The sequence below is a fragment of the Cupriavidus sp. H18C1 genome (assembly GCF_049311595.1).
Classification (GTDB): Bacteria; Pseudomonadota; Gammaproteobacteria; order Burkholderiales; family Burkholderiaceae; genus Cupriavidus; species Cupriavidus cauae.
Genome location: NZ_CP186009.1, coordinates 1,317,369 through 1,329,813, shown reverse-complemented (window position 1 = coordinate 1,329,813; position 12,445 = coordinate 1,317,369). Strand labels below are relative to the sequence as shown.

The following is a 12,445-nucleotide window of genomic DNA, read 5'->3' as shown; positions in this document are numbered from 1 at the left end:
GCGCGGCGGGGATCGGCGGACGCGTGCCGGCGCCGAAGGTGCGCGTGCCGATCGACTATCTGGCGATGCATCTGGGCACGCAGCAGGTAGGCCCGGCAGTGGTGGCCGCCAGGCCAAGACGCAAGGCAGCGAATCAGCCGGCCTCGCGCTGAGTCGGCCTCAACCCATCGGCGGCCCACGCGTCGATCATGAAGTCGTCTTCCCGATAGCGGCCCGTGCGCGCGAAGCCGGTTTCCTGCTCGAGGATGCGATGCACCTCGGGCGCGGGGCACGCCTGCTCGTCGAACGGATGACGCCAGTGGCAGGCCAGCAGCAGCCCGTCGGGCTCCATCGACTCGCGTACCCGTCGCGCGAGCAAGGCAACCTGATCCGGCGCCAGGTAGTAGCAGAACTCGCTGAGCACCACCAGATCGAAGCGCTGCCGCGGCCATTCCGCTGGCACCCTGATCGCTTCCACGCGCACGTGCGGGGCGTGGCCGGCACGCGCGGCCGCGGCCTGGACCGCGCGCGCGTGCCGGTCGGCCGCCAGCAGCGCTTCGCAGCGCGGCGCCAGCGCGGCCGTCATTTCGCCATTGGCGCAGCCGGGCTCGAAGGCCGAGCGATAGCGCGGCCGATCGAGCATCGCCAGCAGCAGCGCGCGCTTGCGCGCCTCGAACCAGCGCGTGCGGTAATGCCAGGGATCGTCGCCGTTGGCGTAGACGGCGTCGAAGTAGGCGTCGGGGGTCGGCTCGCCGGCGCTCATGCCTGCGCCTCGTACCGGCGGCGCAGTTCGCGCTTGAGCAGCTTGCCGCTGGGATTCTTCGGCAGCGCATCGGCGAAGATCACGCGCTTGGGCACCTTGAAATGCGCCATGCCTGCCTTGCAGAAGTCGATCACCTGCTGCTCGGACAGCGATTGCCCTTCCTTGAGCACGATCACCGCGGTCACCGCCTCGACCCAGTAGGGATCCGGCAGGCCGATCACCGCGACCTCGGACACTTCGGGAATGCGGAAGATCATTTCCTCCACTTCGCGGCTGGCCACGTTCTCGCCGCCGCTCTTGATCATGTCCTTCTTGCGGTCGACGATCGTGATATAGCCCTCCCTCGTCGCGCACGGCCAGGTCGCCGCTATGGAACCAGCCGCCGCGGAAGGCCTCCGCCGTGCGTTCGGGATCGTTGTAGTAGCCGTCCAGCAGTTGCGGCGAGCGGTGGACGATCTCGCCGATCTCGCCCGTCGCGACATCGCGCATCTCGTCGTCGACGATGCGCGTCTCGACATTGAGCGCCGGCTTGCCGGCCGAGCCGGCCTTGCGCAGCTGGTCGTCCGGATGCAGCACGGTCGCCAGCGGCGCGATCTCGGTCTGGCCGTAGAAGTTCCACAGCCGCACGCCCGGCATGCGGCGCTGCATTTCCTTCAGCACCTCGACCGGCATGATCGACGCCCCGTAGTAACCCTTGGCCAGCGACCCGAGGTCCGCGCCTTCGAACAGCGGCGAGCGCAGCAGCGCGATCCAGATCGACGGCGGCGCGAAGAACGCATTGACGCGATGGCGCGCGATCAGCGGCAGGATCACGTCGGGCCGCGGCTGGCCCGTGATGATGTTGGTCGCCCCGAGATACACCGCGGGGCCGAGGAACACATCGAGCTGCGCGCAGTGATACAGCGGCAGCGCGTGCAGCACCACGTCGTCGGCCTGCATATTGCCCTCGACGATGCAGGTCACGTACTCCCACAGCACCGCCTCGTGGCTCAGCATCGCGCCCTTGGGCAGCGACTCGGTACCGCTGGTGTAGATGATCTGCAGCAGCGCACGCGGATCGATGGGCGCGATGTCGGGCACCGGCGCGCTGGCCATCAGCAGGTCGTCGAAGCGCAGCATGCCTTCGGGCGCGCCGTCGGCCTGGTCCTCCGAGGGCAGCCAGATCTGCAGGCCGATCTGCACGCCATCGGCCGTGCCCTGCTCGACCGCGGCGACGGCCAGCGCCTCGAAGCCCGCGCCTACCAGCAGCGTGCGCGCGCCCGAGCTGCGCAGGATGTAGGCGACCTCGCCGGCATTGAGCATGAAATTGATCGGCACCAGCACCGCGCCCATGCGGGCCAGCGCGAAGCGCATCGCCGCGAAGGCGTGCGAATTGCGCGACAGGATGGCGACGCGGTCGCCGGCGGCGATGCCCTGCTGCGACAGCGCGGCGACCAGCCGGTCGCAGATCTGGTCGAAATCGCGGTAGCTCCACTGCACGTCGCCGCAGACGATGGCGGTCTTGTCGGGCGTGCGCTGCGCCGAGCGCCGCAGGATGTCTCCCACGCCATGCTGATGCGCGCGGCGGATCGCCGCCTGCTGGTCTAGCGTCATGCTGCTGTCTCCTGTGCCTGTTGTTGTGCGCGTCCTGTGCGCGTCTTGTGCGCATTCTGTGCTCGTTCCGAGCTCGTTCCATGCATCCTGCTCGCGGCGGACCGCTGCGGGGAACATCGGCCGCCGGCCGCGTCAGGCTAGCAGCATTCGCGCGGCGGCGCATCCCCCCTGGGCCCGGTGCGGACGGTGCTACCATCGCCGGATCGCATGCCACCCCGCCAGTCCCCCCATGTCCACGTCAGCCCGTCGTCCGGATCCCTTCGTCGACCATCTGCTCGAACTGATGGCGCCACTGGCCGCGCGCATCGGGCCGATCGCCGCGAAGCGGATGTTCGGCGGGCATGGCCTGTACTACGACGGGCTGATGTTCGGGCTGGTGACCGATGGCCGCTGCTATCTGAAGGCCGACGCGGTCACGCTGCCGCGATTCGAGGCGCAAGGCTGCGAGCCCTTCAGCTATCGGAGCCGCGACAAGGAGGTGGTGATGCGGCACTACCTGAGCCTGCCGGCCCAGTGCCTGGAGTCACCCGGCGAGATGGAGCCCTGGGCGCGCGAGGCGGTGGAGGCCACGCTGCGGCTGGCGAACGCGGCGCCGGCCGGGCGCAAGCCCGCTGCGAAAAAAGCGGCACCGACGAAGGCAGCACCGAAGAACGCGGCAGCGAAGACGGTCACAGCGAAGAAGGCGGCGGCGAAGAAGGATGCCGTCCAGCCCCAGCACCAGCCGCGGCGCAAGGCGCGGGGATAGCCCCCGTCAGATCTCGTCGATCGCGGTGGACGCGGCCGGCTTGCCCGCCTCCTGCTCCAGCGAGAAACGGTCGCGCGTGGTCACGTAGAAGCTCGCGCCGAAACGGCCGACCGGAAAATAGTCCTGCAGCCTGACGCGCCAGCGTTCGGTGTCGATCAGGCCGTCTCGCGCGTGCAGCCGCAGCACGCGGCCGATGAAGATCTGGCGGCTCTCGGTCTCCAGCGTCTCCCACAGCCGGCATTCGAACGCGACCGGCGCCTCGGCGATGCGCGGCGGCGCGATGCGCGTGCTGGGCGCCGCCGTCAGGCCCACGTGCGCCAGCTCGCTGACATCCGGCGGCAGCCGCTCGCCGCAGCGGTGCATCCGTTCGGCCATGGCCTCGTCGCACAGATGCACGACAAATTCCCCGGACCGCACGATATTGGCCGCGGTGTCCTTCAGCGCGCCATCGGCCAGGCGGTTGACGCTGATCATCACGATCGGCGGCTCCTCGCCCAGCATATTGAACATCGAGAATGGCGCGGCATTGGCGGTGCCGTCCGCTCCCAGCGTGGTCACCAGGGCGATCGGCCGCGGCACGATCAGGCTGGCCATCAGCTTGTAGCGCTGATACTCGGTAATGGTGTCGAAATCGATTTCCATGTTGGCGCGATCGCCTCGTTCAAGTCGTGTCACAGGCCGAGCAGCTGGGCCAGGCTCTTCTCGCCCTGCATGCGCGAGGTCTCGATGCGCTGCTCCAGCTCGCGCAGATGTGCGTCCATCCGGTCGATCGCACCGGCCGCGTCGCGCTTCTCGATGCAATCGACGATCGCCGCGTGCTCGTCGTGCTCGCATGGCGCATGGCCGGGCGGCTCGTACAGGCCGACGATCAGCGAGCAGCGCGATACCAGCTCGGTCAGATAGCGCTGCAGCACCGGGTTGCGTGCCAGCGCGGCGATGCGCAGATGAAAGCCGCTCGCCAGGCGGGCCCACGACGGCTGGTCGAAACGATGCATGGCCTCGTGCTCCTCGGCCAGCTGACGGCGCAGGTCGCGCAGGTCGGCCGCGGTGGCGCGCGCCACCGCCATCTCGACCAGCACGCGTTCGAGCGCGCGCCGTGCCTCGAAGATCTGGCCGGTTTCCTCCGGCGTCGGCTCGGCAATGACCGCGCCCTTGTTGGGCCGCAGCGCCACGATGCCGTCGTGCGCGAGCTTCTCCAGCACGCGCCGCACCACCGCGCGGCCCACGCCAAACAGCTGGCACAGCTCGGGCTCGGGCAGCTTGGTGCCGGGCGTCAGGCGATGATTGAGCACGCCGTCGAAGATCGCCTGGTAGATGCGCGCGTCGGCGTCGGCCGCCCGGCCTGCGGGCGGCGCGGCTGCGGTCGCCGGCGCTGCCGGGGATGCCTTGCCCTTGCTGGCGGCGGACTTGGGGGCCGCCTTGCCGGCGGTTTTTGCGGCGGTTTTTGCGAGAGTCCTGGCGGAAACCTTGGTACCGGATCTCGCCGTCGTCCTGGCGGCGGCTTTGTCGACGTTGGCGGACATGAATTCGGTCAACGAATGAAGGGTCATGATGTTAGCGTGCCGTCCATGGTAGCGGTCATGCCACGCGGCGCAATGGGAGCCCCGACCACCGCATCCTCCACCGCATCCTCTACCGCGTCCTCCACCGCGTCCTCCACCGCGTCCTCCATCGCCTCGCAGATCGCCCCGGGGGTCGTCATCCAGATCTCCCCGGCATCGCGGCGCTGCGCGATATGCCGCAGCGCCCTGCGCAGATGGCGCAGCCGATGCGGCTGCCCGACCAGATAGGGATGCAGCGCGATCCCCATCACCAGCGGCTGCCCGCGCGTGGCGTGGTTGGCCTGCGCCAGCATCTCGTCGAAATGGTCGACGATCATGTCGGCGAACGCGGCGCCGTCCATCTGCCGGCCGACGATCATCGGAATGTCGTTCAGTTCCTGCGGGTAGGGAATCGACCATAGCGGCCCGCCGCGCGTGGCCATTCGGACCGGACGATCGTCGTGGCACCAGTTCAGCGTATAGCGATAGCCGGTCTCGCACAGCAGGTCCGGCGTCAGCGCGCTCTCCGAGATCCATGGCGACAGCCAGCCGGTGGGCGGCTTGCCGGCATGGGCGGCGATGCGTTCGCGGCAATGGCGCAGCAGCGCGCGCTCGCCGGCTTCGTCGAGATCGCTCTGGCGCACCGCATTCGTATGCCCATGCCCGATCAGTTCGTCGCCGCGTGCAAGAAAGGCGTCCGGCACCTCGGGGCAATGGTCGTACAGGGCGGTATTGAGCAGCACGCCGGTGGGCATGCGCAGCGCGTCGAACAGATCCAGGCAACGCCAGACGCCGACGCGGTTGCCGTATTCGCGCCAGCTGTAGTTGAGCACGTCCGGCTGCGGCGAAGCGGGCCCGATATTCGCGCCCAGCCCCTCGCCAAAGGCGAAGTGCTCGATATTGAAGCCGAGATAGACGGCGAGCCGCGCGCCGCCCGGCCAATCGAAATCGTCGGCGTCGGTGATGGGCCGATAGGGAAAGCGCCCGTGCGTGCGCAGCGGGCCGAATGCGGTAGTGGCGGCGTGGCGGCAGCCGGCGCCCTCCCCCGCGGCCGGCACCGGAGGCGGATTCAGATTCAGATTCGGATTCGCGTTGTGGGTCATCGCCCTGTGCCTTTCGTCGGTTGGCGATCGCGAGATCGGCGCGAGATCCGAGCGGGAGCGCGGCGTGCCCTGCACCGCCATGGCCCCGCTTTCGCCCATCCCGCACCGGGTCCGTGCGGCATGCACCGGCTTCGATCGCATTCATATCCATACGCAGATCGTTCGCAAAATGCGGGCCAGATCGTTTGCGATTTGCCGGCCCTGTCCCCGCAAGGGATGGCGGTTCGATGTCGACTTGTGGCATGGCTCTTGCGAACGGATCGGCGGTCCGTCGATTCCACGACATCTTTCCCTTCCGTTGCACCGATCCGGAGAACTGCCATGTCCCGCCACCGTCCCGAACCGCGCCGCCGCGCGCTGATGCTTGCCGTCGCCGCTGCCTGCGCGCTGCCCGCCGTGCCGGCACTGGCGGCCGAACCCGTCAAGATCGGCCTGATCACCGCCATGACGGGACAGTCCGCGCGCGCCGGCGAAGCGCTGACGCGCGGCATGACCATCGCGATCGACGAGATCAATGCCAGGGGCGGCGTGCTGAACGGCCGCAAGCTCGAGCTGGTCCGCCGCGACGACGAAAGCAATCCCGCCAAGGGCGTGCTCGCCGCGCGCGAGCTGATCTACAAGGAGAAGGTCGCGGTGCTGTTCGGCGGCCTCGACACGCCGGTGTCGATGGCGATCGTGCCGATCGCCAACCAGGAAAAAGGTGCCGTTCATGGGGCCGTGGGCGGCCGGCACGCCGATCACCCGCAACGGCGCCAATCCCAACTTCGTGTTCCGCGTCTCCGCGGTCGACGAACTGGTCGACAAGGCGATGCTGCAGTACGCACAGAAGACCTTTGGCGCGACCAAACCGGGACTGATCCTGGTCAACAATCCGTGGGGCGAGTCCAACGAGAAGGGCATCGTCGCCGCGCTGACCGCCAAGGGCATGAAGCCCGCCGGCATCGAGAAGTTCGAGGCGAACGATGTCGACGTGGTGCCGCAGCTTGGCCGCCTGAAGGCCGCGGGCGCCGATGTGCTGCTGATGGTCGGCAACGTCGGCCCGTCCGCCCAGGTCGTCAAATCGCTGGACCGCATGGGCTGGAAGGTACCGGTGGTGTCGCACTGGGGCCCCGCCGGCGGGCGCTTTACCGAGCTGGCCGGCCCGAACGCGCGCAACGTCCATTTCGTGCAGACCTACAGCTTCTTCGGCGCGCCCTCGCCGGTCGGCACGCGCGTCGTCAACGCGCTGAAGGCCAAGTACAGCGACATCAAGGGGCCGGACGACATCACCCCCGCGGTGGGCGTGGCCAACGCCTATGACGCCACGCATCTTGCCGCGCTGGCGATCCAGCGCGCCGGCTCGACCAAGGGCGATGCGGTACGCCAGGGCTTCTACGCCATCGATCGTCATGAAGGGCTGATCAAGACCTATGTGAAGCCCTTCTCGCCGCAGGTGCACGACGCGCTGACCGAGAACGACTACGTCTGGGCCCAGTTCATCGACAACCGCATCGTGCCGGTCGCCGACAAGCAGGTCGCGTCGAAGTAAGGAACGCCTCATGTTATGGATCTCCGCCCTGATCAGCGGTCTTGGCCTGGGAAGCATGTACGGGCTGATGGCGCTGGGCTTTCATCTGACCTATGTGGTCAGCGCCACCGTCAACTTCGCCCAGGGCAGCTCGATGATGCTCGGCGCCGTGCTGACCTACACCTTCGCGCAGACGCTCGGCTGGCCGATGGCCCCGTCCGTGCTGCTCGCGCTGGCGCTGTGCGCGCTGTACGGGCTGGCCGTCGAGTTCGTCGCGGTGCGCCCGTTCGCCAGCCGCGGCTCGGATGCCTGGCTGATGGCGACGGTGGCGCTCAGCATCGTGCTCGATAACGTCGTCACGCTGACCTTCGGCACCGAGCCGCGCAGCCTGCCGTCGCCGCTGGCGGCGGCGTCGCTGCAGCTGACCGACGGGCTGGGCGTCTATCCGCTGCAGTTGCTGATCCCGCTCGTCGGCCTCGCGCTGGCGGGGCTGCTGCACTACGTCCTGCGCCATTCGCGCTGGGGCCTGGCGATGCTGGCGGTGGTGCAGAACCGCGATGCCGCCCGGCTGATGGCCATTCCGATCCGCCGCACCGTCGCCGCCGCGTTCGCGGTATCGACGCTGCTGGCCGGCGTCGCCGGCGTGCTGATCGCCCCGCTGTTCAACGTGCAATCGGACATGGGCACGGTGTTCGGGCTGAAGGCCTTCGCGGTGGCGATTCTCGGCGGACTGTCCAGCGCATGGGGCGTGATGATCGCGGGCCTGATCTTCGGCGTGGTGGAGGCCGCGATCACGGCCTCGCTGGGCTCGAGCTATACGCAGATCATCACGTTCGCGCTGGTGATCGCGCTGCTGGCGCTGCGCCCGGCGGGCCTGTTCGGCCGCGCGGAGGTACGCAAGGTATGACCGCGCGTCCTTCCCTCGTCGCCGGCATCGGCACGCCGCTGCAGATCGCCGTACTGGCACTGGCGCTGCTCGGTGCCGCCGCCGCGGCGCTGCTGCTGAACGGCTATTTCGTCTTCGTGATCGCCGCCGTCGCCATGCTGGCGATCTGCGGCGTCGGCCTGAACCTGCTGATCGGCCTGACCGGGCAGATCTCGTTCGGCCATGTCGGCTTCTACGCGATCGGCGCCTACAGCGTCGCGATCCTGACCGGCCAGGCCGGCTGGAGCTTCTGGCCCGCCTGGCTGGCGGGCACCGCCATTGCCGCGTTGGCCGGCGCGCTGCTGGCGCTGCCGGCGCTGCGCGTCAAGGGGCCAGGACTGGCGATGATCACCATCGCCTTCGGCTTCATCGTCGAGCACGGTGCGGTCGAATGGCGGGCGCTGACCGGCGGCCAGAACGGGCTGATGGGCATCGCGCAGCCCTCGCTGCCCGGCGTGGACGGCGGCGAGCGGGCGCTGACGCTGATCGCGCTGGCGGTGCTGGCGGTTTCGCTGGCGGCCTATGCCCGCATTGCGCGCGGCAGCTGGGGCGCGGCGATGCGCGCGGTGCGCGACAGCGAGACCGCGGCCGCATCGATCGGCATCGATCCGCTGCTGGTGCGCACGGTGGCCTTCGCCTTCTCGGCCGCGCTGGCTGGGCTGGCCGGCGGCCTGTTCGCGCCGATGCAGGGCATGGTCACGCCCGGCATGTTCTCCTTCCTGCAATCGATCCTGTTCGTGCTGGTGGTGATGATCGGCGGCGCCGGGACGGTCGCCGGCCCGGTGATCGGCGCGGTGGTGGTCGGCATGCTGCCCGAGTTGTTGTCGAGCCTGGAGAACCTGCGGCTGCTGTGCTTCGGCATGCTGCTGCTGGTGGTGCTGTGGGTCGCGCCCCAGGGCATCGTCGGCGTGGCGGCGGGACTGCTGCGCAGGCTGCGGCGCCAGGGCGTCGAAGACGTGCCGGCGGATGCGTCTGCCGGGCTCGCCCTGCCCGTTCGCGAACCCGCGGCGCGCCGCGCGCTGGTGGCCGACGGCCTGTCGATGGTGTTCGGTGGCGTGCGCGCGGTCGACGGATTGTCGTTCACGGTGGCCGCCGGCACCGTGACCAGCCTGATCGGCCCGAACGGCGCCGGCAAGTCCACGGTGCTCAATATGCTGTCCGGCTATTACCGGCCGCACGCGGGCGGCCGGCGGCTCGGCGACGCGCCGCTGCCCGCGCGCGGCGCCTGCCACAGCGCGCGCCACGGCATCGCGCGGACCTATCAGACCTCGCAGCTGTTCGGCGGCATGAGCGCTGTCGACAATGTCGCGCTCGCGCTCGGCGGTGGGCGCCTCGGCCCGCTGCTCGGCACCGCGCGCTTCACGGCCGCCGCAGTCCGCGAACGGGCTCGTGCGCTGCTGCGGGCCTGCGGCTATCGCGGCGATCCCGATGCGAGTGCCGCCGATCTGGCGCACGTCGACCGCCGGCTGGTAGAGATCGCGCGTGCCCTGGCCACGCGGCCGGCCGTGCTGCTGCTGGACGAGCCGGCGGCCGGCTTGTCGCGCGAGGACAAGGCCAGCCTCGGCAGGCTGCTGCGCCGCATCGCGGACAGCGGCATCGCCGTCGGCCTGGTCGAGCACGACATGTCGCTGGTGATGGAGGTATCGGACCGCATCGTGGTCATCGATGCCGGCCAGCGGCTGGCGGTCGGCACACCGGCCGAGGTGCGGGCCGATCCGGCGGTCCGCCGCGCGTATCTGGGCGATGCGGCCGTCGGCGGTGCGACCGCCGGCGATGCCACCGTCGATGAAGCGGCCGCCGGCGGACCGCGGCGCCAGTACCGCGACGTCGCCGGCGCGGAACTGCTGGGCGTCAACGCGCTGCGCGCCGGCTACGGCGCCGCGCCGGTGCTGCACGACGTGGCGCTGCAGGTGCGCGAGGGCGAGATGGTGGCGCTGCTCGGCGCCAACGGCGCCGGCAAGTCCACGCTGATGCGGGCGTTGTCCGGCCTGCACCGCCCTGTGCAAGGCGGCATCGCGTTCGACGGCGTGGATCTGGGCGGCATCGATGCGGCTCGCATCGCGGCGATGGGCATGGTGCTGGTGCCCGAGGGGCGGCAGGTCTTCGCGGAACTCTCCGTGCTCGACAACCTGAAGCTCGGCGCGTTTCCGTCCGGGCGCCTGCGCCGCGGCGAGATGCAGCGCCGCATCGAGACGATGTTTGCGCGATTCCCGCGCCTGCGCGAACGCCAGCACCAGCGCGCCGGCCTGTTGTCCGGCGGCGAGCAGCAGATGCTCGCCATCGCCCGTGGGCTGATGTCGCAGCCGCGCATGCTGCTGCTCGACGAACCGTCGCTTGGGCTGGCGCCCAAGGTCATCGACGAGCTGTTCGCTTCGCTGGACCGGCTGCGCGAGGCCTCGATCACGATCCTGCTGGTCGACCAGATGGCAGCACTCGCGCTCGCGCTGGCCGATCGCGCCTATGTGCTGGAGGAAGGCCGCGTCGTCGCCAGCGGCCGCGCCGACGTGCTGGCGCGCGATGCGGCGCTGGTGCAGGCCTATCTCGGCGGTGATGGCGGTGATGGCGGTGATGGGGGCGATGGCAACGACGACAACGACGCCAACGCCAACGGCAACGGCAACGAGGGCAGCCGTGACACCGGGACTGCCGATGCCGCCCCGCAAGCGGTGCAGGCCTGATGGAAGCCGCCCCGTTCCCCCTCGCTGGTCCGGCACGCTCCCGCACCGGCATGGTCACCAGCCCGCATGCGCTGGCCAGCGAGGCCGGACTCGAAGTGCTGCGCGCCGGCGGCAACGCGATCGAAGCGGCGATCGCGATCGGCGCGGCGCTGTCGGTCACCTATCCCCACTTCACGGGGCTGGGCGGCGATGCGTTCTGGGTCATTGCCGACGATGCCGGCGAGGTGCGCACGCTGTCCGGCATCGGGCAGGCCGCGGCCACCCCGCCCGCCTTCGCCAGCGGGATTCCCACGCGGGGGAGCCGCCGCCGCGCTGACCACCGCGGCCACGGTCGATACCTGGGATCGCGCCTATCGGATCAGCCGCGACAAGTGGGGCGGCACCACGCCGTGGGATGCGCTGTTCCAGCGCGCGATCGGGCATGCCGCCGATGGATTCCCCGTGACGCCATCGCAGCGCTTCTGGCAGGACTTCCGTGCCGGACAGTGGCGCGACTGGCCGGGCTTCGCGCGCGTGTTCCTGCCCGACGGCCGCATTCCCGAGGTCGGCGAACGCTTCCGCCAGCCAGAGCTGGCGCGCAGCCTGCGCCGGATCGCCGAGCACGGCGCCCGGGACTTCTACGAGGGCGAACTGGCGACGCGCATCGTCAGGGGGCTGCGCGAGGCCGGGTCGCCGCTGACGGCCGCGGATCTGGCCGCCACGCGCGCCCGCGACGAGGCGCCTTTGACGGTGCCGTATCGCGGCGGGGAGCTGGTCAGCCTGCGCCCGCCAACGCAAGGCGTCACCACGCTGCAGATCATGGGAATACTGGACCGCTTCGACATCGCCGCGGTCGCCGAAGGCAGCGCCGACTACTACCATCTGCTGGTCGAGGCGGTGAAGCAGGCGTTCATCGAGCGCGACCGCCATGTGGCCGACCCGGAGTTCGTCGACGTGCCGGCGGAGGCGATGCTGTCCCCCCGCGCATCTCGACAGGCTGGCCGCGGCGATCCGGCCCGACCGTGCGCTGCCGTGGCCGCACCGCTTCCGTACCGGCGATACCGTCTATCTCGGCGCTGTCGACAGCCGGGGCCGCTGTGCCAGCGTGCTGCAGACCGTCTACTTCGACTGGGGCAGCGGCGTGGTGGCGGGCGACACCGGCATCCTGTGGCACAACCGCGGCGCGGCGTTCTCCGTCGATCCCGGCCACCACAACGTGCTGCGACCCGGCAAACGCCCCTTCCATACGCTCAATCCCGGCCTCTATCTGCGGGACGGCCGCCCGGCGCTGCTCTACGGTACCCAGGGCGCGGACGGCCAGCCGCAGACGCTGGCGGCGGTGCTGACACGGATGATCGACTACGGCATGGACCCGCTGGTGGCGCTGGCGCGCCCGCGCTTCCTGCTGGGCCGCACGTTCTCCGACACACGCGACACCCTCAAGCTCGAGGCCGATGCCGGCGATGCGGTGATGGCGGAGCTCGCCGCGCGCGGCCACGAACTCAGCCCGATCCCGGCGCAGAGCCCGCTCGCCGGCCACCCCGGTGCGATCCGCATCGAGGCCGACGGCACCATCGTCGGCGCGCACGATCCGCGCAGCGACGGCATGGCGATCGGGTGCTGACGGGCACC

At 70.1% G+C, this 12,445-nt stretch carries 8 protein-coding genes and 3 pseudogenes; 6 read left to right on the top strand and 5 right to left on the bottom strand.

Annotation, left to right across the window (positions count from 1 at the left end; translation table 11 throughout):
* Positions 1-23 precede the first annotated feature (23 nt).
* A complete protein-coding gene (locus OJJOAM_RS21830) occupies positions 24-152 on the top strand; it encodes a hypothetical protein (protein WP_422649818.1) in 129 nt (42 codons plus the stop codon).
* Here OJJOAM_RS21830 and OJJOAM_RS21825 read toward each other — a convergent pair.
* Together OJJOAM_RS21825 and OJJOAM_RS21820 are read right to left on the bottom strand one after the other, a co-directional pair.
* Positions 134-742, bottom strand: a complete 609-nt coding sequence (locus OJJOAM_RS21825) for an SAM-dependent methyltransferase (protein ID WP_422649817.1) — start codon at positions 740-742, stop codon at positions 134-136. The genes OJJOAM_RS21830 and OJJOAM_RS21825 overlap by 19 nt on opposite strands.
* A pseudogene (locus OJJOAM_RS21820) lies at positions 739-2,335 on the bottom strand (acyl-CoA synthetase). The gene OJJOAM_RS21825 and the pseudogene OJJOAM_RS21820 overlap by 4 nt, the downstream one beginning before the upstream one ends.
* A gap of 229 nt (positions 2,336-2,564) precedes the next feature.
* Here OJJOAM_RS21820 and OJJOAM_RS21815 point away from each other — a divergent pair.
* A complete protein-coding gene (locus OJJOAM_RS21815) occupies positions 2,565-3,080 on the top strand; it encodes a TfoX/Sxy family protein (protein ID WP_422649816.1) in 516 nt (171 codons plus the stop codon).
* Between the two features lie 6 nt (positions 3,081-3,086).
* Here the strand turns inward: OJJOAM_RS21815 and OJJOAM_RS21810 are convergent, their stop codons facing one another.
* Genes OJJOAM_RS21810 through OJJOAM_RS21800 form a run of 3 tightly spaced genes read right to left on the bottom strand, consistent with a single transcriptional unit; the run spans position 3,087 to position 5,724 of the window.
* A complete protein-coding gene (locus tag OJJOAM_RS21810; protein ID WP_422649815.1) occupies positions 3,087-3,722 on the bottom strand; it encodes a flavin reductase family protein in 636 nt (211 codons plus the stop codon).
* A gap of 29 nt (positions 3,723-3,751) precedes the next feature.
* Entirely contained in the window at positions 3,752-4,603 is an 852-nt protein-coding gene (locus OJJOAM_RS21805; RefSeq protein ID WP_422651012.1) for a GntR family transcriptional regulator, read from the bottom strand.
* A gap of 23 nt (positions 4,604-4,626) precedes the next feature.
* Positions 4,627-5,724, bottom strand: coding sequence for a polysaccharide deacetylase family protein (locus OJJOAM_RS21800; RefSeq protein ID WP_422649814.1), 1,098 nt, complete (start codon positions 5,722-5,724; stop codon positions 4,627-4,629).
* 360 nt (positions 5,725-6,084) lie between these two features.
* Between OJJOAM_RS21800 and OJJOAM_RS21795 the strand changes: the two are divergent.
* The 4 genes and pseudogenes from OJJOAM_RS21795 (at position 6,085) to OJJOAM_RS21780 (ending at position 12,437) form a co-directional block, all read left to right on the top strand.
* Positions 6,085-7,252 (top strand): annotated as a pseudogene (locus tag OJJOAM_RS21795) (ABC transporter substrate-binding protein).
* A gap of 10 nt (positions 7,253-7,262) precedes the next feature.
* A complete protein-coding gene (locus tag OJJOAM_RS21790; protein WP_422649813.1) occupies positions 7,263-8,138 on the top strand; it encodes a branched-chain amino acid ABC transporter permease in 876 nt (291 codons plus the stop codon).
* Complete coding sequence (locus tag OJJOAM_RS21785; protein ID WP_422649812.1) at positions 8,135-10,834, top strand: ATP-binding cassette domain-containing protein; 2,700 nt, start codon at positions 8,135-8,137, stop codon at positions 10,832-10,834. Before OJJOAM_RS21790 ends, OJJOAM_RS21785 begins: the two co-directional genes overlap by 4 nt.
* Positions 10,834-12,437 (top strand): annotated as a pseudogene (locus tag OJJOAM_RS21780) (gamma-glutamyltransferase family protein). Before OJJOAM_RS21785 ends, OJJOAM_RS21780 begins: the two are co-directional and overlap by 1 nt.
* Positions 12,438-12,445 lie beyond the last annotated feature (8 nt).

What these genes read in the sequence shown, in the direction of transcription:
- OJJOAM_RS21825 (WP_422649817.1), bottom strand. Translation starts at nt 742, where the DNA reads ATGAGCGCCGGCGAGCCGACCCCCGACGCCTACTTCGACGCCGTCTAC.
- OJJOAM_RS21785 (WP_422649812.1), top strand. Translation starts at nt 8,135, where the DNA reads ATGACCGCGCGTCCTTCCCTCGTCGCCGGCATCGGCACGCCGCTGCAG.
- OJJOAM_RS21805 (WP_422651012.1), bottom strand. Translation starts at nt 4,603, where the DNA reads ATGTCCGCCAACGTCGACAAAGCCGCCGCCAGGACGACGGCGAGATCC.
- OJJOAM_RS21815 (WP_422649816.1), top strand. Translation starts at nt 2,565, where the DNA reads ATGTCCACGTCAGCCCGTCGTCCGGATCCCTTCGTCGACCATCTGCTC.
- OJJOAM_RS21790 (WP_422649813.1), top strand. Translation starts at nt 7,263, where the DNA reads ATGTTATGGATCTCCGCCCTGATCAGCGGTCTTGGCCTGGGAAGCATG.
- OJJOAM_RS21800 (WP_422649814.1), bottom strand. Translation starts at nt 5,724, where the DNA reads ATGACCCACAACGCGAATCCGAATCTGAATCTGAATCCGCCTCCGGTG.
- OJJOAM_RS21810 (WP_422649815.1), bottom strand. Translation starts at nt 3,722, where the DNA reads ATGGAAATCGATTTCGACACCATTACCGAGTATCAGCGCTACAAGCTG.